The 24506-nt window shown below is 43.3% G+C and carries 26 protein-coding genes; 20 read left to right on the top strand and 6 right to left on the bottom strand.

Annotated elements, in window-relative coordinates:
- Positions 1-96 precede the first annotated feature (96 nt).
- Positions 97-306 (bottom strand): YlaI family protein, encoded by a 210-nt coding sequence (locus MOF34_RS07320; protein ID WP_080010279.1) that lies wholly within the window; start codon positions 304-306, stop codon positions 97-99.
- 82 nt (positions 307-388) lie between these two features.
- Positions 389-1018, bottom strand: coding sequence for a YhcN/YlaJ family sporulation lipoprotein (locus MOF34_RS07315; protein ID WP_268399497.1), 630 nt, complete (start codon positions 1016-1018; stop codon positions 389-391).
- Positions 1019-1173: 155 nt separating this feature from the next.
- Between MOF34_RS07315 and MOF34_RS07310 the strand changes: the two genes are divergently transcribed.
- Positions 1174-2502: a PhoH family protein gene (locus MOF34_RS07310; RefSeq protein WP_268399495.1), complete on the top strand. Its 1329-nt coding sequence runs from the start codon at positions 1174-1176 to the stop codon at positions 2500-2502.
- A 2-nt stretch (positions 2503-2504) separates the two neighbouring features.
- On the opposite strand, the gene MOF34_RS07305 is transcribed toward MOF34_RS07310, so the two are convergent.
- Positions 2505-2990, bottom strand: a complete 486-nt coding sequence (locus MOF34_RS07305) for a peptidyl-prolyl cis-trans isomerase (protein WP_268399493.1) — start codon at positions 2988-2990, stop codon at positions 2505-2507.
- A 102-nt stretch (positions 2991-3092) separates the two neighbouring features.
- On the opposite strand from MOF34_RS07305, the gene glsA reads away from it, so the two are divergent.
- From glsA to pyc, 4 genes are all read left to right on the top strand, one after another.
- A complete protein-coding gene (gene glsA, locus MOF34_RS07300) occupies positions 3093-4022 on the top strand; it encodes a glutaminase A (RefSeq protein ID WP_019714295.1) in 930 nt (309 codons plus the stop codon).
- A 97-nt stretch (positions 4023-4119) separates the two neighbouring features.
- Entirely contained in the window at positions 4120-4401 is a 282-nt protein-coding gene (locus MOF34_RS07295) for a YlaN family protein (protein ID WP_003221339.1), read from the top strand.
- A gap of 199 nt (positions 4402-4600) precedes the next feature.
- A complete protein-coding gene (gene ftsW / locus MOF34_RS07290; protein ID WP_268399491.1) occupies positions 4601-5812 on the top strand; it encodes a cell division protein FtsW in 1212 nt (403 codons plus the stop codon).
- Between the two features lie 75 nt (positions 5813-5887).
- On the top strand, positions 5888-9328 hold the full coding sequence (gene pyc, locus MOF34_RS07285) for a pyruvate carboxylase (protein WP_268399489.1): 3441 nt from the start codon (positions 5888-5890) through the stop codon (positions 9326-9328).
- Positions 9329-9752: 424 nt separating this feature from the next.
- Here pyc and ctaA read toward each other — a convergent pair whose 3' ends face one another.
- Complete coding sequence (gene ctaA, locus MOF34_RS07280; RefSeq protein WP_268399487.1) at positions 9753-10673, bottom strand: heme A synthase CtaA; 921 nt, start codon at positions 10671-10673, stop codon at positions 9753-9755.
- 355 nt (positions 10674-11028) lie between these two features.
- On the opposite strand from ctaA, the gene cyoE reads away from it, so the two are divergent.
- The 6 genes from cyoE to ctaG all read left to right on the top strand — a co-directional run bounded on the left by cyoE (position 11029) and on the right by ctaG (position 17036).
- Complete coding sequence (cyoE, locus tag MOF34_RS07275; RefSeq protein WP_019714300.1) at positions 11029-11946, top strand: heme o synthase; 918 nt, start codon at positions 11029-11031, stop codon at positions 11944-11946.
- A 240-nt stretch (positions 11947-12186) separates the two neighbouring features.
- Positions 12187-13257: a cytochrome c oxidase subunit II gene (coxB, locus tag MOF34_RS07270; RefSeq protein WP_268399485.1), complete on the top strand. Its 1071-nt coding sequence runs from the start codon at positions 12187-12189 to the stop codon at positions 13255-13257.
- A gap of 32 nt (positions 13258-13289) precedes the next feature.
- Positions 13290-15158 (top strand): cytochrome c oxidase subunit I, encoded by a 1869-nt coding sequence (gene ctaD, locus MOF34_RS07265; RefSeq protein ID WP_268399483.1) that lies wholly within the window; start codon positions 13290-13292, stop codon positions 15156-15158.
- Positions 15158-15781: a cytochrome c oxidase subunit III gene (gene ctaE, locus MOF34_RS07260; RefSeq protein WP_019714303.1), complete on the top strand. Its 624-nt coding sequence runs from the start codon at positions 15158-15160 to the stop codon at positions 15779-15781. Before ctaD ends, ctaE begins: the two co-directional genes overlap by 1 nt.
- A 2-nt stretch (positions 15782-15783) precedes the next feature.
- Positions 15784-16116 carry a cytochrome c oxidase subunit IVB gene (gene ctaF, locus MOF34_RS07255; protein ID WP_019714304.1) on the top strand — a complete coding sequence of 111 codons (333 nt, stop codon included), beginning with the start codon at positions 15784-15786 and terminating at the stop codon, positions 16114-16116.
- A gap of 26 nt (positions 16117-16142) precedes the next feature.
- Positions 16143-17036, top strand: coding sequence for a cytochrome c oxidase assembly factor CtaG (gene ctaG / locus MOF34_RS07250; protein WP_268399481.1), 894 nt, complete (start codon positions 16143-16145; stop codon positions 17034-17036).
- Between the two features lie 31 nt (positions 17037-17067).
- Here the strand turns inward: ctaG and MOF34_RS07245 are convergent, their stop codons facing one another.
- Positions 17068-17430 (bottom strand): YugN family protein, encoded by a 363-nt coding sequence (locus MOF34_RS07245; RefSeq protein WP_080010280.1) that lies wholly within the window; start codon positions 17428-17430, stop codon positions 17068-17070.
- Between the two features lie 139 nt (positions 17431-17569).
- Between MOF34_RS07245 and MOF34_RS07240 the strand changes: the two genes are divergently transcribed.
- The 8 genes from MOF34_RS07240 to coaD all read left to right on the top strand — a co-directional run bounded on the left by MOF34_RS07240 (position 17570) and on the right by coaD (position 22305).
- Entirely contained in the window at positions 17570-18016 is a 447-nt protein-coding gene (locus MOF34_RS07240; RefSeq protein ID WP_268399480.1) for a CBS domain-containing protein, read from the top strand.
- A gap of 84 nt (positions 18017-18100) precedes the next feature.
- A complete protein-coding gene (locus MOF34_RS07235; protein WP_019714308.1) occupies positions 18101-19138 on the top strand; it encodes a CAP domain-containing protein in 1038 nt (345 codons plus the stop codon).
- 249 nt (positions 19139-19387) lie between these two features.
- The gene (locus MOF34_RS07230) at positions 19388-19786 is read left to right on the top strand and encodes a YlbD family protein (protein WP_019714309.1); all 399 of its coding nucleotides are present in this window, start codon (positions 19388-19390) and stop codon (positions 19784-19786) included.
- Positions 19787-19801: 15 nt separating this feature from the next.
- The gene (locus tag MOF34_RS07225; protein WP_268399477.1) at positions 19802-20041 is read left to right on the top strand and encodes a YlbE-like family protein; all 240 of its coding nucleotides are present in this window, start codon (positions 19802-19804) and stop codon (positions 20039-20041) included.
- A 118-nt stretch (positions 20042-20159) separates the two neighbouring features.
- On the top strand, positions 20160-20609 hold the full coding sequence (gene ricF / locus MOF34_RS07220) for a regulatory iron-sulfur-containing complex subunit RicF (protein WP_019714311.1): 450 nt from the start codon (positions 20160-20162) through the stop codon (positions 20607-20609).
- A 54-nt stretch (positions 20610-20663) separates the two neighbouring features.
- Entirely contained in the window at positions 20664-20936 is a 273-nt protein-coding gene (locus MOF34_RS07215) for a YlbG family protein (RefSeq protein ID WP_019714312.1), read from the top strand.
- A gap of 324 nt (positions 20937-21260) precedes the next feature.
- Entirely contained in the window at positions 21261-21815 is a 555-nt protein-coding gene (gene rsmD, locus MOF34_RS07210; protein ID WP_019714313.1) for a 16S rRNA (guanine(966)-N(2))-methyltransferase RsmD, read from the top strand.
- 4 nt (positions 21816-21819) lie between these two features.
- The gene (gene coaD, locus MOF34_RS07205) at positions 21820-22305 is read left to right on the top strand and encodes a pantetheine-phosphate adenylyltransferase (RefSeq protein ID WP_019714314.1); all 486 of its coding nucleotides are present in this window, start codon (positions 21820-21822) and stop codon (positions 22303-22305) included.
- A 10-nt stretch (positions 22306-22315) separates the two neighbouring features.
- Here coaD and spoVV read toward each other — a convergent pair whose 3' ends face one another.
- On the bottom strand, positions 22316-23542 hold the full coding sequence (spoVV, locus tag MOF34_RS07200) for a dipicolinic acid transporter SpoVV (RefSeq protein ID WP_268399473.1): 1227 nt from the start codon (positions 23540-23542) through the stop codon (positions 22316-22318).
- A 180-nt stretch (positions 23543-23722) separates the two neighbouring features.
- Between spoVV and MOF34_RS07195 the strand changes: the two genes are divergently transcribed.
- The gene (locus MOF34_RS07195) at positions 23723-24505 is read left to right on the top strand and encodes a patatin family protein (protein ID WP_268399471.1); all 783 of its coding nucleotides are present in this window, start codon (positions 23723-23725) and stop codon (positions 24503-24505) included.
- Position 24506 lies beyond the last annotated feature (1 nt).

Genomic DNA, 24506 nt, shown 5'->3' with positions numbered 1-24506 from the left:
GTCGGATCTTTATGATCCGACCTATTTTTGTCAACAGTCTGAAAGACTCAGCTGAGAAGCTGAGTCTTTTTTGTGTTGTGTATGAAAGCGATTGCGTTATTTTTTGACTTTTTCTTTTTTTGGCTGTCCCGGGTGAAAAGTGAATTTTCCCGTTTTCAGTCGTTCTTCTGTTTTTTGGGCGATCCGGTCGTGGCATTCCTGGCACATATATGTATGGATTGGGCGGTTTCGAAGCCGTTTCGCGATCAGGGTATCATCATCAATTGTTTCAATTTTTTCGCAAATAGAACATTGGACCCTCATCATATCACCTCTTTCACTAACATGTATTATAGCACGGATCAGAAGCTGTCCAAAATAAGAAAAAGCTAAAGCACGAGGCTATAGCTTAATTATTGGTATTCTTTTTCATATGATGATCAGATTGATCGTTTTGCTCCTGTTCCATTTCCTGCTGCTGATTTCTGTTTAATTGGTCATTTTGCTGCTTTGTTTGCGGCTCGTCTTCATTGTCAATCACATCGTTAGGCACTTCCGGAAGCACTCGGCCGACAATCGCAGCTAATTCATCTAGTATGCCTGTTACCGGACGGCCTTTACTGATTTCTCTGCTCATTTCATTTAGGCGGCTGACCGTATCTGGGTCAGCGATGACAACTGCGTTGGCGCCATAACGATCATTTTTTAGAGCCTGTGCCACAGAATATTTAATCGTTTCCACTTTGCTTCTGTCCAAATTATCATCGACATCAATCCCAACAACGGCATAACCCCCTAGCACAACGGCTGTTGCATCCTTGACATCTGGAATTTTTTCAGCAACGCTGACAAGATGCTTGGCAATGTCCGTTCTTGTTCCATTGTCTTTTGTCTCCTGAGTTGTGTCCTTTACGTGAATCGGTTTGGTTTCCTGCTGTCTTGTTGATTCTTTTTCAACATCCTGATCCTGTTTTCCTTGTTGATAGGCACATGCGGACAGGATAAATGTCAGCTGTATGAGAATGAAAAGAATTCGCACTTGCGGGTTCCCTCCTTGAAATGCATTCATTAATTTTATTGTTGAATTAACCTTCTATCTTTATGCACAAAAACATATATTTTAGCAGGCATTCACCTTTTTTCATCGTAAGAGAAGCAGGAAGAACATTGACCCTTATATCAGGAGGCTGAGACTTGAGTAAAATTTATGTGTTAGATACGAATGTGTTATTACAGGATCCTAACGCGATATTTTCTTTTGAAGAAAATGAGGTTGTCATCCCTGCTGTCGTATTAGAAGAGGTTGATTCAAAGAAACGGTATATGGACGAAGTTGGAAGGAATGCAAGGCATGTATCTAAGCTGATCGATGCGCTAAGGCAAAAGGGCAGGCTGCATGAGCATGTTCCGCTCGACACGGGCGGCACACTGAGAATTGAACTGAATCATCGTTCGTTTCACCAACTTCAAGAGATTTTTATTGAAAAGACGAACGATAATCGCATATTAGCCGTTGCGAAAAACTTAAGCCTCGAGGAAGAAACGAAGGAAAATGGCAGGCCGGTTATCCTTGTCAGCAAGGACGTACTTGTCAGAGTGAAAGCGGACGCGATCGGACTGCTCGCCGAGGATTTCTTAAATGACCGGGTTGTGGACAATGATGAAATGTACAGCGGCTATAAGGATTTATATATCAGCCAGCAGCTGTTCAGCTCTTTTTACGGGAAAAATCAAATTTCAGTAAATGATATAAAACAGCATACGTTTTACCCGAATCAATTCGCATTAATGAAGGATGAACTGGGAGGATCCTCCTCGGCAGTCGGAATTGCAGATAAAACCGGCACGGTATTAAAAAGACTCGTATTTGATGATGAACATATTTGGGGAATCAGACCGAAAAATGTACAGCAGACAATGGCATTAGAGCTTTTACTGCGTGAAGATATTCCGCTTGTCACCCTGATCGGAAAAGCCGGAACCGGCAAGACGCTTTTAGCATTGGCGGCGGGACTATTACAGACAGAAGACCTAGGAATATACAAAAAGCTGGTCGTGGCGAGGCCTATTGTTCCTGTTGGCAAAGATATTGGGTACTTGCCGGGCGAAAAAGAGGAAAAGCTAAAGCCTTGGATGCAGCCGATTTTTGACAATTTGGAATTTCTATTTAATGCGAAAAAACCGGGGGAGCTTGAGGCCATTCTGGCGGGTATTGGCTCAATTCAGGTAGAGGCGCTGACTTATATCAGGGGGAGAAGCATTCCAGACCAATTTATTATTATTGACGAAGCGCAAAATTTGACCAGGCATGAGGTAAAAACACTGCTGACGAGGGTCGGTGAGGGGAGTAAAATTGTCTTAATGGGCGATCCCGAACAAATTGATCACCCATATTTAGACAGTCTGAATAATGGTTTAGCCTATGTGGTTGAGCGGTTTAAAGGACAACCCATATCAGGCAGCGTGAAGCTGTTAAAAGGTGAGAGATCAGGCCTCGCCCAGCTTGCCGCTGACTTGCTGTAACACTAAATGATTTCGATTTCTTTTATATCGGTGATCGGCTGTTTGTGATCAACTGGATCTTCAAAGTAAATATGAACGGGGCCGCCTTCTTGAATCGGCTTGCCCGCCTCACTGAAATGGACAATACTGTTTAGAGCGGTTTCCAGAGGAACGGCGGCCTTTCCCGAACTTGTGACAAATACGCATTGTGCCGCAGAACTGAGCGGCTCGGCATTTTTCAGCACAGTCCCAAGTTTCATTGCAAAACTGCCGTTCATCAGTTTTTGCCTCTCGTATTGTTTTTCTGTCTTTAATGTCGGCGGCGCAATTCGTCCTTCTCTGATAACGCGTTCAGGATCAAGATCGGATTCATCCCCGGCTGATTGTAAATGTGAGTCTTGATTGTCCCCTTTGCGGTCAAACGAAAATTTGCGATCATCAAAAATCCATACGCTTGGATCAATGGTGATCGGATATGTAACATTGCCTTTTACTTGTATAACACTCATGATATAACCCCCTTCTCTCAAAATTATAAAAGTTTTCGCATGAATTGTCACTTTGTGTACAAATTATGTGTATTGAAATGCTCAGGGAGCGAGGGTGGTTGCATGGTATGCCGGCATAATGATGAGCTTGAAGCTTTAGTGAAAGAGGCGAAAAAGGTGACGGACAAGGGGGAGGTAGCCAGTTATATTCCCGCCTTGGCAAAAGCCGATAAACACGATCTATCAGTGGCGATTTATTATTCCAATAATATTTGTCTGTCAGCAGGTGACGTAGAAAAAACATTCACACTTCAAAGTATATCGAAAGTCCTCTCACTTGCTTTGGTACTAATGGAATACGGCAAAGGTAAGGTCTTCAGCTATGTTGGACAGGAGCCGACCGGTGATCCGTTTAATTCTATTATCAAGCTGGAAACAGTGAATCCGAGCAAGCCGTTAAACCCTATGATCAATGCCGGGGCTTTGGTAGTGACAAGCTTGATTAGAGGGGAAACGGTGAAAGAGAGACTTGATTATTTACTTTCTTTTATCAGAAGGCTGACAAACAACCAAGAGATTACTTACTGCCGGGAAGTGGCTGAATCCGAATACAGCACATCAATGATAAATCGGGCTATGTGTTATTATATGAAGCAGTACAGCATTTTTGAGGATGATGTAGAAGCGGTAATGGATTTATACACGAAGCAATGCGCAATTGAGATGAACAGTCTCGATTTGGCGAAAATCGGATCTGTATTTGCGCTGAACGGCAGACAACCTGAGACTGGGGAGCAAATCATTCCAAAAGATGTCGCCAGAATTTGCAAAACATTTATGGTGACGTGCGGAATGTACAATGCTAGCGGGGAATTTGCAATTAAGGTCGGGATTCCTGCAAAAAGCGGCGTATCCGGAGGGATTATGGGCCTTTCACCCTACGATTTCGGGATCGGCATTTTTGGTCCGGCATTGGATGAAAAAGGGAACAGCATTGCAGGTATAAAGCTTTTGGAAATAATGTCTGAGATGTACAGGCTGAGTATTTTTTAATTTATGTCATCTGCTTAAATCCTCTTGCATTTTCTGCTGATACCCTTTATGATAAATAGAAGAATTAGGTACTCGCCTGGGGAACGGAGGGATACTTTTGGCTTCAGAGATGATAGTAGACCATCGGCAAAAAGCTTTTGAACTCTTAAAAGTAGACGCTGAGAAGATTTTGAAGCTGATCCGAGTACAAATGGATAACTTAACGATGCCTCAATGTCCTCTATATGAAGAGGTTTTAGATACTCAAATGTTCGGGCTTTCGAGGGAAATCGATTTTGCTGTCCGCCTGGGATTGGTTGATGAAAAAGACGGTAAAGACCTTTTATACACATTGGAGCGCGAATTGTCTGCTTTGCATGACGCGTTTACAGGTAAATAAATGATAAAACTCAAACTTATTAACAGTTTGGGTTTTTTTATAACCGCTAATTTTCTCTCACTAAAGACGGTCTTTTTTTACACATTCCTTCCGAATCGTATAGAGATTCTTCGTCTCATTTGATAAATTGTAGTAAAATAAAAAAGATAAATACATAAAACCATAGATATTGGAAGCTAGAAGCAGGGAAGAGGATGTTATGTTAAAAAAAATGCTCAAATCTTATGATTACTCACTGATATTCGCAATTGTTTTACTATGCGGATTCGGTTTAGTGATGGTATACAGTTCAAGCATGATTACGGCTGTTTCACGATATAACGTAAGCAGTAATTTTTTCTTCATGCGGCAGCTGTTTGCTTTAATTGCAGGTGGCGCTCTTTTTATTCTCATGGCTGTGTTTCCTTACAAAGCACTGGCTCATCAAAAGTTTCAGAAGGGAATACTGCTTGTTTCTGTTCTTGCGCTTATCTCGCTGTTTGTATTCGGTCATGTTGCCGGAAACGCGCAAAGCTGGTTTAAAATCGGCGGAATGAGTATCCAGCCGGGGGAGTTTGTTAAACTTGCAGTGATTTTATACCTTGCAGCTGTATATGCCAAAAAACAAAGCTATATCGACCATCTGTTAACGGGAGTCGCTCCTCCGGTAGTCATGACGCTTGTAATTTGCAGTTTAATTGCCATGCAGCCAGATTTCGGTACAGCCATGATTATAGGGCTGATTGCGACGTGCATGATTTTGTGCTCCGGTTTCAGTGGAAAGACACTGATGAGGCTTGTTTTGCTGGGCGGAATTGTTTTAATTTTAATCAGCCCAATTATCTATTTAAATCAGGACAAAATTTTAACTGAAGGTCGTTTGGCACGTTTTGAGAGTCTTGAAGACCCATTTAAGTATGCAAATTCATCAGGTTTACAAGTGATCAATTCTTACTATGCGATCGGCTCAGGCGGCATTTTCGGTCTTGGGCTCGGTGAAAGTATTCAAAAATATGGATATCTGCCTGAATCACACACTGACTTTATTATGGCTGTTATTGCTGAAGAACTAGGTATTTTTGGGGTATTATTTGTGATTTTCCTATTGGGCTTTATCGTCATAAAAGGGTTTTATATAGCCAGAAAATGCGAGGATCCGTTTGGGAGTCTTCTAGCGATCGGCATTTCGAGTATGATTGCCATACAATCGTTTATTAACCTTGGCGGAGTCAGCGGATTAATTCCGATTACAGGGGTTACGCTGCCATTTATCAGTTACGGGGGCTCTTCTTTGGTGCTGCTGCTGGCGAGTATGGGGATATTAGCAAATATCAGTATGTTTGTGAAATATTCAGAGAATAAAAAAAAGAGAGAGCCCTTGGCGCCGAAGGGAATGAAAAAGAAACAGACCAAAAAAACTGCTTATCTGTAAAAAAACAAGTGTGTACAGGGGAAGGGGATTCCGCTATGATAGATTATATTCCATTCGGGTAAGGGGGAGAAAAGTTTGTCACAGCAATCAATACAAAAAGTATTAGTAGCAAACAGGGGAGAAATTGCAATCCGAATATTTCGGGCGTGCACCGAGTTGAATATTCGTACAGTTGCGGTCTATTCAAAAGAAGATTCCGGTTCCTACCATCGGTACAAAGCGGATGAAGCATACCTGGTCGGTGAAGGGAAAAAACCGATTGATGCTTATTTGGATATTGAAGGAATCATTGATATTGCGAAAAGAAACAAAGTGGATGCGATTCATCCGGGATACGGTTTCTTGTCTGAAAATATCCATTTCGCGAAGCGATGTGAAGAAGAAGGCATCGTATTCATTGGTCCAAAATCCGAACATCTAGATATGTTTGGTGACAAGGTAAAAGCGCGTGAGCAGGCAGAAAAAGCTGGAATCCCTGTGATTCCCGGAAGCGACGGCCCTGCAGAAACGCTTGAAGCAGTCGAACAATTTGGACAAACGAATGGTTATCCGATTATCATTAAAGCTTCACTGGGCGGCGGCGGACGCGGTATGCGGATTGTCAGATCTGAAAGTGAAGTGAAAGAAGCATATGAGCGTGCAAAATCAGAGGCAAAAGCAGCCTTTGGCAATGATGAAGTGTATGTAGAAAAATTGATTGAAAATCCAAAACATATTGAGGTTCAGGTGATTGGTGACAAGCAGGGCAATGTTGTTCACCTTTTTGAGAGGGACTGTTCTGTTCAAAGACGCCACCAAAAAGTCATTGAAGTGGCGCCGAGTGTGTCTCTATCACCTGAATTAAGAAACCAAATTTGTGAAGCAGCAGTTGCGCTTGCGAAAAATGTAAACTATATTAACGCGGGTACGGTAGAGTTCCTTGTTGCAAACAACGAATTTTACTTTATTGAAGTAAACCCTCGCGTACAAGTTGAACACACAATTACAGAAATGATTACAGGTGTCGATATTGTTCAAACACAGATCCTTGTTGCCCAAGGGCACGGCCTTCACAGCAATAAAGTAAATATTCCTGAGCAAAAGGACATTTCTACAATCGGCTATGCCATTCAGTCACGGGTAACGACAGAGGATCCGCAAAATGATTTCATGCCTGATACAGGAAAAATTATGGCTTACCGCTCAGGCGGCGGTTTTGGAGTCCGTCTTGATACCGGAAACAGCTTCCAAGGCGCCGTGATCACGCCATATTATGATTCACTTCTCGTTAAGCTTTCAACTTGGGCTTTAACGTTTGAACAGGCGGCGGCCAAAATGGTCCGAAACCTTCAGGAGTTTAGAATCAGAGGCATTAAAACAAACATTCCGTTTCTTGAGAACGTTGCAAAGCATGAGAAGTTTCTGACAGGGCAATATGATACGTCTTTCATTGATACAACACCTGAATTATTTATTTTTCCTAGACAGAAAGACCGCGGAACAAAAATGCTCACTTACATAGGCAATGTGACAGTGAACGGCTTCCCTGGAATCGGGAAAAAAGAAAAACCTGCGTTTGACAAACCGATAAACATAAACGTAGACATCGATCAGCAGCCTGCCAGAGGAACAAAGCAAATTCTTGATGAAAAAGGTGCTGAAGGGCTTGCAAATTGGGTTAAGGAACAGAAATCTGTCCTCTTAACTGATACGACATTCAGAGATGCTCACCAATCCTTATTGGCGACGAGATTCAGATCGCATGATTTGAAAAAAATCGCGAATCCGACGGCTGCGTTATGGCCTGAGCTATTCAGTATGGAAATGTGGGGAGGCGCGACCTTCGATGTAGCCTACCGCTTCCTGAAAGAAGATCCGTGGAAGCGTTTGGATGAGCTTCGCAAAGAAGTGCCGAATACCTTATTCCAAATGCTGCTTCGTTCATCAAACGCGGTCGGCTACACGAATTATCCGGATAATGTGATTAAAGAATTTGTGAAGCAATCTGCTCAATCCGGTATTGATGTGTTCCGTATTTTCGACAGCTTAAACTGGGTAAAAGGGATGACATTAGCCATTGATGCCGTTCGGGATACCGGCAAAGTGGCAGAAGCAGCGATATGTTACACGGGAGATATCCTTGACAAGAACCGTACGAAATATGATCTTGCTTATTATACGTCGATGGCGAAGGAGCTTGAGGCTGCCGGAGCCCATATTCTCGGAATTAAAGATATGGCAGGGCTGTTAAAACCGCAGGCTGCATATGAACTCGTTTCTGCTTTGAAAGAGACGATCGACATCCCGGTTCACCTCCATACGCATGATACGAGCGGAAACGGTATTTATATGTATGCGAAAGCTGTTGAAGCTGGCGTTGATATCATAGACGTGGCGGTCAGCTCAATGGCAGGATTAACGTCTCAGCCAAGCGCGAGCGGATTTTATCATGCGATGGAAGGTCACGCCCGCCGTCCGGAAATGAATGTCCAAAACGTTGAAATGCTGTCCCAATATTGGGAGTCAGTTCGTAAATATTATAGCGAATTTGAAAGCGGAATGAAGTCTCCGCATACTGAAATTTATGAGCATGAAATGCCTGGAGGCCAATACAGCAACTTGCAGCAGCAGGCGAAGGGAGTAGGCCTAGGCGACCGCTGGAATGAAGTCAAAGAAATGTACAGACGCGTCAACGATATGTTCGGCGACATCGTGAAGGTCACGCCTTCCTCTAAAGTAGTCGGAGATATGGCGCTCTACATGGTGCAAAACAATCTGACTGAAAAGGACGTATACGAAAAAGGCGAACAATTAGATTTCCCTGATTCTGTTGTGGAGCTTTTCAAAGGAAACATCGGCCAGCCTCATGGCGGATTCCCGGAAAAACTACAAAAGCTGATCTTAAAAGGACAGGAGCCGATTACGGTCAGACCGGGAGAACTGCTTGAGCCGGTATCCTTTGAAGCGATCAAACAGGAATTTAAAGAGCAGCATAACTTGGAGATTTCAGATCAAGATGCTGTGGCGTATGCCCTTTATCCTAAAGTCTTCTCTGATTATGTGAAAACGGCTGAAAGCTATGGAGACATTTCGGTATTAGATACGCCGACATTTTTCTATGGCATGACATTAGGTGAAGAAATAGAAGTGGAAATTGAGCGCGGAAAAACGCTGATCGTTAAGTTGATTTCAATCGGTGAGCCTCAGCCTGATGCCACTCGCGTCATTTATTTCGAACTGAACGGACAGCCGCGTGAAGTTGTCATCAAAGATGAAAACATTAAGTCTTCTGTTCAGGAAAGATTGAAAGCGGACCGGACAAACCCAAGCCACATCGCAGCCTCTATGCCTGGAACGGTTATTAAGGTATTGACTGAAGCAGGTACAAAAGTCAATAAAGGTGATCATTTGATGATCAATGAAGCGATGAAAATGGAAACAACGGTTCAGGCACCTTTCTCAGGAACAATCAAGCAGGTTCATGTGAAAAATGGCGAGCCGATCCAAACGGGAGATCTGCTTCTCGAAATTGAATAAGCATAATAAACTGGAGTGTATATCGTTTGATATACACTCTTTTTTTTTAGGGAAAAATCGTAGGAATTGAAAATTATGAGTCTAGAAGACAATACAGCACTGTCACAAGCCAGTTCATATTTATAACAAAAACAGGCTTATCTGCTCCCAAACTCTCAGATATGAGCCATAAATGTTTTTCTTTAAGGCACGCTCTGGTTTTTATATGAAGTATGGCAAAATGGCTCTTTATGCACATTTTTATTATGCTTATGCTTCGCAGGCTGTGATGTGGGTCCATATGTTTTAGCACGATGACAAAAAATACGGAGCGCAGCGGCCGCTCAATGATTATCAAGTCCAGCGGAGGCCATTGATACGTATGAAGCGGGAAAAAATAGGAGACAAAAAAGACCAAAGCTCAGAAAGCTTTGGTCTAGAGTTATTATGATTGTCTTAATTCATAACGGAAGCGTGCAATCAATAATAAGAAGTAGCATAGAATGCCGAACAAGCAGGCAATAAAGAACGAGTGGGCAAGTGCAAAGCCCAGGGCCATTTCAGAGTATACAATCATAATACCGGACAGCGCCTGTAATGTAATAAAAATAAGACATGAGATCCATCCCCAAAAGATCTGCTTTTGATCTTTATAGGAAGTGATAGCATGAACAGCAGCCATAATAATCCATACGAATAACAGCAAGGCTGCTGCTCTGTGGCCCATTTGCACCCATTCATGGAATTGAGTCGGAAGTCCATTGTTCAGCGGACTGCATAACGGAACATCAGGACATGCCAGACTTGATTCAGTATGTCTTACATATGCGCCTGTATACACAACGATATAGGAATATATTAAAATCCCTATCATGTGAAATTGCATTTTTTTGCCAATTCGAAGCGGCATAACCAGTTTTCTAACTGATTTATCTGCTTCAAATATGAGCAATGTCAAAATGAGCACTGAAGCAAAAGAAATCAATGAAATGCCAAAGTGTAGCGCCATAATCAGCGCATTTGAACCGAATACGACAGCCAATGCGCCAAGCAATGCCTGTAAAAATAAAAAGATAATAGACATGATCGCGAGAAACGTTGTTTCACGGAAAATCGGCGTGATTTTTCTCCATGACCAAAACGCAAGGCTTAACACAAGGATAATAGAGATCCCGCTTGCGAATCGGTGGCTCCATTCAATAATTGAAGCCGGATTCATTTCAGGGAAAAAACGGCCGTGACACAGCGGCCACTGTCTGCCGCAGCCTTGGCCGGAACCTGTTTTTGTAACGAGAGCTCCCCCGATTAAAACAATAAGCATGACAAACGTTGTCAGAACACCGAGAGCTTTTAATGCTTTATTCATACAATATTCACCTTCTCAATATACTGCTGCAATTTTTTATACGTTCCAAGTGTAAGCGAATATGTGTTTTGTGGCAATTCTTAGAGCCTTTTGTTCACAAAAATATAATAGAATGATGGCTTCCGGAAAATGTACACTTGATTATTCATGCTGGGTCTGATAGAAATAAGGTAAACGCACTGTCGATTACGACGATTGCCTTCATCTTTGGTAAAATTCATAAAAAGTTCACAAATAAATTCCTGTTTGTCGTTTAATATTTAATAGGATGTTTTTTTACAAGATGTTATCTTGTATGATAGAGTTGCAGGTTTTTATATTGTCCTGCGTTAGGTTTGTAAGGGAGGTTTACGTTATGGCTAACTCCAGAATCATAAATGATACAGCTATAGACGGACAAATTGAAGAAACAACGGTGTGGAAAGATTTTCTGTCCCTTATTAAAATAGGGATCGTCAATTCCAATCTCATCACGACTTTTACTGGAATGTGGCTTGCACTGCATATTTCCGGTTTGAGTTTTTTAGGCAATATAAACACCGTTCTTCTTACATTAATCGGGTCATCTCTGATTATTGCAGGCTCCTGCGCGATCAATAACTGGTATGACCGGGATATCGATCATCTTATGGAGCGCACGAAAGTAAGACCGACGGTTACAGGTAAAATTCAGCCGAATCAGGCGTTATGGTCTGGAATTTTGCTGGTTGCTTTAGGATTAATTATGCTGCTGATGACAACTGTCATGGCTGCTGTTATTGGTTTTATCGGAGTCTTTACGTATGTTGTATTGTACACAATGTGGACGAAACGCCGCTATACGATTAACACAGTAGTAGGAAGTGTTTCCGGTGCTGTTCCGCCGCTTATTGGATGGACGGCAGTGGAAGGGCATATCGGTGTCGTGGCATGGGTATTATTCATGATTTTATTTATTTGGCAGATTCCTCATTTCTTGGCATTGGCTATTAAGAAAACGGAGGATTACAGAGCCGCAAATATTCCGATGCTTCCTGTCGTATACGGATTTGAAGTGACAAAAAGACAAATTATTGTGTGGGTTGCGTGCCTGATGCCGCTTCCGTTTTTCCTTGGAAGCCTTGGCCTTCCGATTGTCATCCTCGGCTTGCTGTTAAATATCGGCTGGCTGATTCTCGGCTTAATGGGCTTTCGCTCTAAGAACATCATGAAGTGGGCAACGCAGATGTTTGTTTACTCGCTTAACTACATGACAATCTATTTTGTTGCCATGGTTGTCTTAACTCTTTTCTAAAAAATAGATACGTTGCTTGTTTTATTGCTTCAAAATAAACGATGACAACTAGTAAATGCCGCCTTGACCTCTTGTTTAATCAGGCGGCTTTACTTTTATACATAGATGGCATTTTGAGTAAAAAAACTCATAATTTAAGAGAAGAGGAAATGTAAGTGCTTTATTGGTGATAGGCTGGATTGCAATGGGTTTTGACTCTGCTTTCCGCCTTTGTATTGACCAGAAAAGGGGTTGGGTGAAATGGTAAAGCATTGGCGTCTTATTTTATTATTAGCCTTAGTACCGCTTCTATTAAGCGGATGTGGAAAACCTTTTTTATCCACGCTCAAGCCTGCTGGCGAGGTGGCTGATAAACAGTTTGACCTGACAGTGCTCAGCACATTGATTATGGTGGTTGTTGTTGCAGTAGTATCTGTTATCTTCTTTTATGTAATTGTGAGATTCAGAAGATCACGGGTCGGTGAGAACACGATACCGAAACAGGTAGAGGGGAACAAATTTTTAGAAATCACATGGACCGTGATCCCGATTTTACTGCTCATCATTCTTGTGATTCCTGTCGTATTATATACGCTTGAGCTTGCGGATACATCACCAATGGATAAGAAAGGCCGCAAAGCTGAGGATGCGCTAGTAGTCAATGTCCGGGCAAATTTATATTGGTGGGAGTTTGAATATCCTGATTACGGTATTATCACAAGCCAGGAGCTGATTGTGCCGACAGACCAGCGTGTCTATTTTAATTTAAAAGCTTCAGATGTAAAACATTCCTTCTGGATTCCTTCAGTAGGAGGAAAACTTGATACGAATACAGATAATGAAAATAAGTTTTTCCTGACATTTGATTCAAAACGAAGCAAAGAGGCAGGAGATATGTTTTTTGGAAAGTGTGCAGAGCTTTGCGGCCCTTCACACGCGCTGATGGATTTTAAGGTAAAGACGATGTCTGCAAAAGAATTCCAGAGCTGGACAAAAGAAATGAAAAACTATAAGTCTACAACAGAGAGCGATTTGGCTAAGCAGGGCGAAGAACTGTTTAAAGAGAAGAACTGTCTGAGCTGCCATGCAGTAGAGCCGAATGATAAGCGTGCAGAAGCAGCGAGAACGGCCCCTAATTTGGCGACCTTCGGTGAAAGGGCAAAAGTGGCAGGGGTGAAAGACGCCAACGAAGAAAATGTGAAGGCTTGGCTGAAGGATCCTGAGAGCATAAAACCGGGTAACAAAATGACAGGAACCTATCCGAAGCTCTCAGACAGTGAAACAGATGCGCTTTATGAATACTTAAAAGGCTTAAAAACGGAAAGCAATTAGGTAAGAAAGGGAGATATTGGGGGAGGTCACATATGTTGAATGCGCTTACAGAAAAACGGACGCGCGGATCTATACTTTGGGATTATTTGACGACGGTGGACCATAAAAAAATCGCAATTCTTTACTTAATCGCCGGGGGGTTCTTCTTTCTTGTCGGTGGAATTGAAGCGATGTTTATCAGAATTCAGCTTGCAAAGCCGGAAAACGCTTTTCTCAGTGCCCAAGCGTATAATGAAGTAATGACAATGCACGGGACGACAATGATCTTTCTGGCTGCTATGCCGCTTTTATTTGCCTTGATGAATGCGGTCGTTCCCTTGCAGATTGGGGCTCGCGACGTTTCGTTTCCATTTTTAAACTCGCTCGGTTTTTGGCTCTTCTTTTTCGGGGGCATTTTCTTAAATCTAAGCTGGTTTTTAGGCGGAGCGCCAGACGCGGGCTGGACGTCATACGCCTCACTTTCGCTTCATTCTGAAGGACACGGCATAGACTTTTTCGTCCTCGGACTGCAAATATCGGGGCTTGGGACGCTGATAGCCGGGATTAACTTTTTGGCCACGATTATCAACATGAGGGCTCCCGGCATGACATACATGAGGCTGCCTTTGTTTACATGGACGACATTTGTAGCCTCGGCATTAATTTTGTTTGCATTTCCGCCGCTTACGGCCGGATTGGCTCTGATGATGCTCGACCGGCTGTTCGGCACCAATTTCTTTAATCCGGAGCTTGGCGGAAATACGGTCATTTGGGAACATTTATTTTGGATCTTTGGCCATCCGGAGGTTTATATCTTAATTTTGCCTGCATTCGGTATTTTTTCAGAGGTCATCCCTGTGTTTGCCAGAAAGCGTTTGTTTGGGTATTCATCAATGGTTTTTGCCATCGTGCTCATTGGTTTTCTGGGCTTTATGGTTTGGGTGCACCATATGTTTACGACAGGTCTCGGCCCGATTGCAAATGCGATTTTTGCGGTTGCCACAATGGCTATCGCGATACCGACCGGGATTAAGATCTTTAACTGGCTTTTGACGATCTGGGGAGGGAATGTAAAGTATACGACAGCAATGCTATACGCCGTCTCATTTATTCCGTCCTTCGTACTCGGCGGTGTGACGGGTGTCATGCTGGCAGCGGCAGCTGCTGATTATCAGTTCCATGATACGTATTTTGTGGTGGCGCACTTTCACTATGTCATTATTGGCGGCGTGGTATTCGGCCTTTTAGCCGGTGTTCATTTCTGGTGGCCGAAAATGTTCGGTAAAATTCTGCATGAGACGATGGGGAAAATTTCATTTGTATTGTTTTTTATCGGCTTTCATCTCACGTTTTTCATCCAGCATTTTGTCGGATTAATGGGAATGCCGCGCCGGGTTTATACGTTTTTGCCAGGCCAGGGTCTTGAAACAGGTAACTTGATCAGTACAATCGGGGCGTTTTTTATGGCGGCAGCTGTTATTCTGCTGCTGGTCAATGTCATTTGGACATCTGTAAAAGGCGAATATGTCGGAGCTGATCCATGGCAGGACGGACGAACCCTTGAATGGACCGTTTCTTCACCGCCGCCTGAGTATAACTTTAAACAGCTTCCTTTTGTCAGAGGGCTTGATCCGTTTTGGATCGAGAAGCAGGCAGGACACAAATCAATGACACCGGCTGAACCGGTTGATGATATTCATATGCCAAACGGCTCAATCCTGCCGTTCATCATTTCCTTAGGCCTCTTTGTCGCAGCGTTCGGGCTGCTGTACAGAACCGATCACGCTTGGGGGCTGCCGGTGATCTTTATCGGACTCGGCATCACATTTATTACGATGCTGCTTCGTTCAGTAATTGATGATCACGGCTATCATATTCATAAAGAGGAACTGCCGAACGATGATAAAGGGGTGAAGGCATAATGCAAATTGAAGAAAAATTCACCGCAGAAACCTTTCCAGCTTCTCCCGAAAAAGTAACACTGGAAGGGAAAAATAAATTTTTAGGATTTTGGCTTTTTCTTGGGGGAGAGACAGTTTTGTTTGCGTCTCTCTTCGCAACGTTTCTTGCGCTTCGGAATTCAAATGCCGGTGATCCGCCTACGACGGAAATGTTCGATGTAACACTTGTGTTTATAGCCACAATGCTGCTATTAACGAGCAGTTTAACAAGTGTGTACGCGATGTACCACATGAAGAACTTTTCTTTCGGCAAAATGCAGCTTTGGCTGGGAATTACGATTTTATTGGGGGCTGGCTTTTTAGGACTGGAAATCTATGAATTTACGCATTACACACATGAGTTTGGCTTTACGATTACCAGCTCTGCGCTCGGTTCCGCGTTTTACACGCTTGTCGGTACACACGGCGCCCACGTGGCATTTGGGCTTATGTGGATCAGCACGCTGATGATCCGTAATGCCAAGAGGGGGCTGAACCTTTATACGGCGCCTAAGTTTTATGTTGCCAGTCTTTATTGGCACTTTATTGATGTCGTGTGGGTCTTCATCTTTACCGTTGTATATTTAATGGGGATGGTGGGATAAACATGGTCGGTAAAAAAAGCAGAGGGCATATCAACAGCGACCTTGAATTTAAGAAAAAGAAGCACGCTCAGGAGATGAAATATCAGGTTCTGTCTTTTGGTTTAATGATCGGTCTTACGATTGTTGCATTTCTGACAGTGGCAACGGACGGTGTCGGCAGCTGGTTTACGATTCCTTTCATTATTTTGCTTGCTGCGATTCAAGTTATCTTCCAGCTTTATTATTTCATGCATATGAATCAAAAAGGGCATGAAGCGCCGGCACTGTTTTTGTATTCAGGCATGTTTGTCGCGTTCATCACTGTGCTTGCGTTTGTCACAATTATATGGTGGTAATGTGAACAGCCGCCGGAGGTGAAGGAATGAATCAGTTAGACGTGTTTGGGTTTCGCGCGATGTGGAGCCCTTATCTTTTTTGTATCCTGTTGGGTATTACGGTGATTTATCTCTATTTTTACTGGCGAATGTCTTCAAAGCCTGAACGGATAACAGGTAAAGAGATGATGTGCTTTCTATCGGCCATGCTGTTTTTATATGCAGCCGAGGGAAGTCCGGTTGACCTGCTCGGACATATTATGTTCAGTGCGCATATGGTGCAGATGGCTGTCCTGTATTTGGTCGTCCCGCCGCTATTGATCGCGGGAATTCCTGCATGGCTCTGGGAGAAAGTCATTTTCAGGCCTGCCATTAAACCGGTTTTTTCATTTTTCACGAAGCCTTTAATTGCTTTGCTTTTGTTTAACGGCATTTTTTCTTTATATCACGTTCCGCTTATATTTGATACTGTCAAAACAGATTCGTTATACCATACATTAATGACTTGGCTTATCTTTGTGCTTGCGTTTTTGATGTGGTGGCCGCTTGTACATAAGGTCGAGCGTCTTCGCCAGCTCAGCGGCTTGATGAAGCTGGGATATATTATGGCGGACGGTATGCTGCTCACGCCTGCTTGCGCCCTGATCATGTTCAGCGGCGCGCCGTTATATGCCACCTATACAGATCCGTCTGCGTGGGCTGAGGCAATGAAGCTTTGTGTACCTGCCGATATGATGGGGCAGGTCCCATTAACAGGACCGGAGATGTTTAATACACTGCCTTTGTTAGAGGATCAGCAGCTCGGAGCAGTTATGATGAAAATCATTCAGGAAATTGTGTACGGCACTTTTTTGGCGATTGTTTTTTTTCAATGGGTGAAGAAAGAAAGGGAAAAGGACGGGCAGGAGGAGCCGCCGTATATTCAGCAAACGATATCATAAAAGGTACAGCGTAAAATGCTGTACCTTTTCATTACATTTGAACTGTTTTTAACATGTCGGATATGTCCTGGATCAGTGACTTGCTTTTTGTCACAACCTGTACGGGAAACTCTTCTGTTTCTCCATATTCTACTCCGTGCGGGTAGTAATGCTTGCCTAAGAGAGGGGACATTAATTGAATCACGGCGCGGCCGCTTCCAACATCGCCCTCTGCCGCAATGCCCTGTATCCGCAGGTAAAACGTACCCTCAATCGTCGAAAACTTCTTGTCATAGGTGACTCTTTCGTAATCCCATTGACCCGCTCTGACGAGGCCTTTGCTTTCCATCAAGTCGTCTAGCCAGCTGAGCTCAGCCTTTACCCCTTCAAGTCCGCTTTCAGTAAACTTCAACACTGACCCCTCCTTATAAAAATGACCTTTCCTGACAATCATAGTATGAAAGCGTTAAACTTTCAATGAATCTTCTTCTTTTGAAAGTATGCAAAAATTAAATTTTGACGACAATAGCACTAGACTAAAGGAGGTTATACGGATGACAAAAATAAAAGATCTGATGACAGCCGACTTGCAATATTGCACGGTATTAGATAATGTATATGAAGCTGCGGTAAAGATGAAAGACGCGAATGTAGGGGCGATTCCGGTAGTTGGTGAGGATGGAGAAACACTTGTCGGCATCGTGACCGACCGTGATCTCGTGTTAAGAGGAATCGCCATAAAAAAACCAAACTCGCAAAAAATCACTGACGCGATGACCGAAAAACCTGTCAGCGTAGAGGAAGATGCTTCAGTCGATGAGGTTCTTCATTTGATGGCATCCCATCAGCTCAGAAGGATACCTGTTACTAAAAACAAAAAGCTGACTGGAATTGTCACGCTTGGTGATCTTTCTTTATCTGAGCAAACGAATGATCGGGCTGGCAGCGCCTTATCGGATATTTCCGAGGGTGATAATAGAGAAGAAGGTTTTTTTCATTAACACATAAATCTTTGACATGTTAAATAGGCTGTATTGTAATGAGATGTATGGCAAGACTTTGTGATTTGCCACGGGGGTGATAGATTGAAAAATATCTTGAGGGCGATGGTGATTCTCATCATTATCTGCGGAACTTATGTTCTGTTTATCCAATATGGATCTGTTCCTGAAAAAAAATCAAATGACAGCGAGCCCCAAGTGTCTAACGAGGAAGCGCAAAGCGGCAAACGAATACATATGCCGACTTCAGGATTATTATCCTTTATGGGCAAGTCCGCTGATGACGTAATGAAAAAGCTCGGGGAACCTGAACGAATTGATCCTTCAGCTTATGATTACGATTGGTGGGTATACAATCAAGGCAAGGACCAGTATGTCCAAATCGGGGTATTAAACAATAAAGTGGTCACATTATTTGCTACTGGGAATGATATTAACGCGAAGCCTTTCGAAATTGGTGAAACAACCGGAGAAGTATTCAAGACGACCCAGGTGGCACCGTTTGTGAATGTAGAGTATAAAGGAAATTCCTATCGGTTTGAGTTTTCTGAAGAAGATATTAATACCAGACCGACTGTTAAGGTAGGTAAAATGTATGTCCAGCTGTATATGGACAAATTTGAGGGGAAGCTATCCAGCATCAGGGCGTTTGATGCGCAAACCTTTGTAAAGCAAAGACCTTATGAGGTTGTGTACCGCGGTGAATTAATGAAACCGGAAGCTGTTTCAGATGATAAGTGGAAAAAGATCCAAACGACGAGCGAAAAGCAAATACTTGATTTGACGAATGTCATACGCGTCAAACATGGGCTTGCAAAGCTTGAGTGGGATCAGCCGACGGCGGAAGTGGCCTTTGGACATAGCCATGATATGAAGGAAAATAATTATTTCTCCCATGTATCTAAAAAATATGGAACGCTGAAAGACCGCTTAGAAGAAGGTCATGTTGACTTTCAGCAAGCGGGAGAAAATATTGCTTATAATTATGTGGACGGCCCGGCTGCTGTAGAAGGCTGGCTGAATAGTGAGGGCCATCGAAAAGCGCTTCTGAATTCAGAATATACGCATCTCGGTGTCGGAGTAGACCGAAAATATTACACTCAAAATTTTATTAAGCGATAGTAATGAAAAGCCGCGGGACGAATGGTTCCACGGCTTTTCTAATTTTCACAAAAAACTTAACTATGCATGTGTCGTTGTTTTTAGCGGGATCAATGTAATGAGGAGACAGAGTCTCTATTCAATAAAGTCTTTTTCGCGAGTGTATGGGGCAAAGCTCTAAAAATTCATTCGGGAACGAATATAGGCGAACACAATGCCTGACAAAACGATACATTGTAGTAGGTATCGATTTCCGAGGGGGTGAGGATTGTGGCGAATCAACATGCCAATCATTCAATCAATGACTTTAAACAATTCGTCAAAAAGCATCCCAAGCTGATAAAAGAAGTACGCAAAGAACAAAGGAGCTGGCAGGACGTATATGAAAATTGGGTCCTCTTCGGGGAGAGCGACCCGATTTGGGATCCGTATCGGGAACCGGTAGAAGCTGCGAAAGCTGTGCCTGAAACAGAGCAAAAAAATGATTTTGTCTCTAAAATGGTGACTGCGGTGAAAAAGATGGATGTCAATCAAATGAACGAACAAATTGATAAAATGAGTCAGTCGATCTCATCGTTGCAAAATCTTCTTCATACATTTTCAAGTAGCGACCAGAAACAATCTCAGCCAGGCTCTGGACAGCATCCTTTTTCTTTTCGGAAGGATTAAAAAAGGGGAGCTCATATGCGCAAAGAGGTACAGGAATTTATTTCAGCAAACGAAGAACGGAAACGATTCATCAGAGAACAGCCGATATGGTACCGCAGACTTTCAAGAAAACCGGATGATCTATCCTCCTTTCAGCTTGAGATGATGAACTTTTATGAAAAAACCATACCGCACCGGGTGAACCAATTTACGAACGGGATTCAAATGGCGCAAATGATGATGCAAATGTTTCATGCGATGCGGACAAAAGATTAAAAGGCCCGAAAAAGGGTCTTTTTCCATGCTGTAAATGAAGGGAATTGTTTTCGGGTTGCGGTTAAGCATTTTCCAATTGGCTGGTTTCGTGGTAAACTAACAACTGGAGGTGCGTGCTATGTATGCGACGATGGAATCCGTGCGGCTTCAAAGTGAAGCTCAGCAGCTTGCCGAGATGATTCTGCAGTCGGAGACGGCTGAGAACTACCGCAATTGTTATAAGCGTCTCCAAGAAGATGAAGAGGCAGGACGGATTATTCGTTCTTTTATCAAAATAAAAGAGCAGTATGAGGATGTACAGCGTTTTGGCAAATATCATCCTGACTATAGAGAAATAACCCGGAAAATGAGGGAGATCAAGCGGGATCTGGACCTGAATGATAAGGTGGCTGACTTCAAGAGAGCTGAAAATGAGCTCCAGTCTATTCTTGATGAGGTAAGCGTCGAGATTGGGACTGCTGTTTCGGAGCATGTTAAAGTTCCGACTGGGAACCCTTATTTTGACGGTTTGTCTTCATGCGGAGGCGGCTGCGGTTCAGGCGGAAGCTGCGGATGCAAAGTGTCCTGACGAGACTGGCCGTCTCGTCTTTTACATATAAGAAAAATCAGGCAGGTGATTGTATTGGAGAATAGGCGCCAGGGCATGATTGTGTATCTGCAATCCCTAAAGCAAAGCAAAATGCTGAGGAAGTTCGGAAATGTGCACTATGTATCAAAACGATTAAAATATGTCGTGCTGTATTGCGATATGGACCAAATTGAAAAAACAATGGACAAGATTGCGTCTTACTCTTTTGTGAAAAAAGTAGAGCCTTCTTATAAACCGTTTTTAAAATTGGAATTCGAGTCAAAGCTTGATAAAGCAAAAGAATACGATTATAAAATCGGCATATAGCTATATAAAAAAATCCCCGCAGACTTCTGCGGGGTCCTTCTATTCCTTAACATGTTAAGGAGAAGGCAAAGGGAGAGGAGAAACCGGAGGAAGAACTTATGGGGAAACGTAAGTCTTCTCCGCGGTTGGCAACAACATCCTCTAGATGCTGTTGCTTATAGTATGGACAAGGATCAGTCTGCCTATACACCTGTTTATCAAGATTAGCGTTCATTGTTTGAAAGAATGCTTTATGTTAAGATAGGATTGATTTTTTTCTATGTACATAGCGGCGTCCGGCCGAACAAAGAAACAAAATAGCTTTTAGAAAAAGTGGTGTGGAACATGAGAGTAATTTCTGGATCAAAAAAAGGCCGTTCACTAAAGGCTGTGCCGGGAACATCAACAAGACCGACAACCGACAAAGTGAAGGAATCCATATTCAATATGATCGGCCCTTATTTTGACGGGGGCAGGGGACTTGACTTATTCGCAGGGAGCGGAGGACTTGGAATCGAAGCGCTTTCACGCGGGTTTGAGCATTGTATATTCGTTGACCGTGATTTTAAAGCGATTCAAACGGTAAAATCAAATTTAAAAATGCTGGAGCTTACAAAAAATGCCCAGGTATACCGGAATGATGCGGAACGGGCTTTGCACGCTGCTGCAAAGAGAGAAACAGGCTTTCGCGGCATTTTTCTTGATCCGCCGTATAAGGAACAAAAGCTAAAAGCGCTTTTAACTATGATTGATGAATATCAAATGCTGGAAGAGGACGGCTTTATCGTTGCTGAGCATGACAGAGAGGTCGAGCTTCCCGAAACCGTAGGAGATCTTGTGATGACAAGAAAAGAAACCTATGGACTTACTGGTGTAGCGATCTATAAAAAGAGGGGGTAGTGATGTGGCGAGTATAGCTGTCTGTCCCGGCAGTTTTGATCCGGTGACCTACGGGCATCTGGACATCATCAGACGCGGGGCGCATATTTTTGAACAAGTGTATGTATGTGTGCTGAATAATTCTTCGAAAAAGCCTTTGTTCAGTGTGGAAGAGCGGTGTGAGCTTCTGAGAGAAGTGACAAAAGACATCCCGAACATAACAGTTGAAACGTCGCAAGGACTGTTAATTGATTATGCAAAAAGAAAAAAGGCGAAAGCGATTTTAAGAGGATTGAGAGCGGTATCTGATTTTGAATACGAGATGCAGGGGACATCCGTAAACCGTGTGCTTGATGAATCCATTGAGACGTTTTTTATGATGACAAACAATCAGTATTCGTTTTTAAGTTCAAGCATCGTAAAAGAAGTGGCTAGATACAATGGATCAGTATCAGAGTTTGTGCCGCCTGAAGTAGAGCTGGCGCTTCAGCAAAAATTCGGACAAGGATGAGGTTTTTGACTCATCCTTTTTTTGTTCCGTTCGTCAGTCTGTAAGAAAAAATGATAATGTACGTAAACAACGCGCATAATGTGACAGCAGGCCCAATCTGCACAAGCAGATTCCAGCCGTTTATAAATGCAGTAGGCATCTCGCTTGTATTAAGAGATTTAAATACATACTGATACGGATCATGCCATGCCGTGTAAAGCGGTTTCCATAAAAGCATGACGAAGACGGCGGCATAAACGCCCTGCAGCAATCTTGCGATAAAGAATGGTTTAAATCTGATATCCGTTTCCGATAAAATGCCTGCCACCTGAGCTTGAACGGAAAAGCCGCTAAACCCGAGAATAAAGCTGACGACAATGGCTTTTTGCAGAAGAGAAACATCTGTCTCACTGACAAGCTTGCTTCCTAATGTGATTTCAAACATCCCTGATAAAAGGGGAATGTCCAATTGTGCCGGTAGCTGAAACAAGGTCAGCACGCCTTTTGTGATAACAGACAGAATTTCAGTCAGCTGCACCACGGACAACAGCCGGTTAAAGACAGAAAATAAAATAATAAAGCCTCCCACCATAAGAAGGGTTTGAACAGAAGAGGTCACGGCGTCGCCTAAAATTTTGCCCAGAGGCCGTTTTTCCGCGAGTCTGGCGGTATGCAGAGCGTGTAAAGCATCTTTAATCGAAGGAAAAGGTATTGTATTCTTCCCTCTGAGAAGCTGCTCTTCCTTGCGGCCATAAGAACGCATCGTTAAACCGACAGCCAGATTCCCCAAATAGTGTGCAGAAGCCAATAAAATGCCCAATGACGCGTTTTGGAAGAAACCGACGGCAACAGCGCCGAAAATAAAGAGCGGGTTTGAAGAATTGGTAAATGACGCAAGCCGTTCTGCTTCTACTCTTGAAATCTGCTTTTCCTGCCGCAGACGGGCAGTGAGCTTTGCTCCCGCTGGATTTCCTGATGCCATTCCCATAGCAAGAACGAAGCCGCCAACACCAGGCACCCGAAAGATTGGCCGCATAAAAGGCTCAAGCAACACACCGACAAACCGCACAATGCCGAAACCGATTAGAAGTTCAGACAGAATAAAAAATGGCAGCAATGACGGAAACACAACCTCCCACCACATAGAAAGCCCGGTTTTAGAGGCTTCGAATGAGGCCTGCGGATGTGAGATAACAGTTGCTGTTAAAAATAGAAAAAACGAAGCAATTAAAAGTGTGTTAATCTTCGACAAGTTCATTCTTACCTCCCCGATGCTAAAAATGCCCAATGACATGTATATCATGATAAAATAATGTATGACACGAAACGGCCAAGCAGTACCTGTCCTCTTGATTCTTTGTACTAATATACGAGCATAGGGGCTCAGTTTAGACCATAGAATTCGGTATACAGGGAATTCAGGCAGGAGGTTAACGCGTTGACCAAACCTAAAATCGGGTTAGCGTTAGGATCGGGAGGGGCCAGAGGGCTCGCTCATCTCGGTGTGCTTTCCAGTTTACATAAGCACCAAATTGAAGTAGATATGATTGCGGGGAGCAGCATGGGCGCTTTGGTGGGCAGTTTCTATGCCGCCGGCCATGATGTGGCAACGATGAAAAAAGTCGCCAAAGCCTTTAAGCGGCGGCTTTATGCTGATTATACGGTGCCCAGACTTGGTTTTTTAAAGGGTGACCGCGTCAGGCAGCTTGTGCATGCTTATACATTCGGAAAACCGATCGAAGAGCTCCAAATCCCGCTGGGCATTGTAGCCTGTGATTTACAGACGGGAGAAAAGATTGTGTTCCGCAAAGGATCAGTGTCAGATGCGGTGCGGGCCAGCATCAGCATACCGGGTATTTTTATTCCGCAGAGGCTGGGCGGACGGCTTCTTGTAGACGGGGCAGTCGTCGACCGAATTCCGGTTTCAGTTGTAAAAGACATGGGGGCTGATATCATCATCGCCTCGGATGTCTCCAGGGTTCGAAAAACCGAAACAGCGGCGCATATTTTTGATGTGATTATGCAAAGTATGGATATACTTCAAAATGAATTGGTGCGACATCAAACGATCGCCGCAGATATCATGATTCGCCCTTCTCTTGAAACATACAGCTCAAGCTCGTTTGCTAATATTGATGCAATGATATCGGCAGGCGAGGAGGCGACAAATCGAATGATCAGCAAGATAAGAAAAGAAATACAGAATTGGGAGGGCTCATAAT

Source organism: Bacillus sp. T17B1 (assembly GCF_026796395.1).
In the GTDB taxonomy this organism is placed as follows: domain Bacteria; phylum Bacillota; class Bacilli; order Bacillales; family Bacillaceae; genus Bacillus; species Bacillus spizizenii_A.
This window is presented reverse-complemented; position numbering and strand designations above follow the sequence as displayed.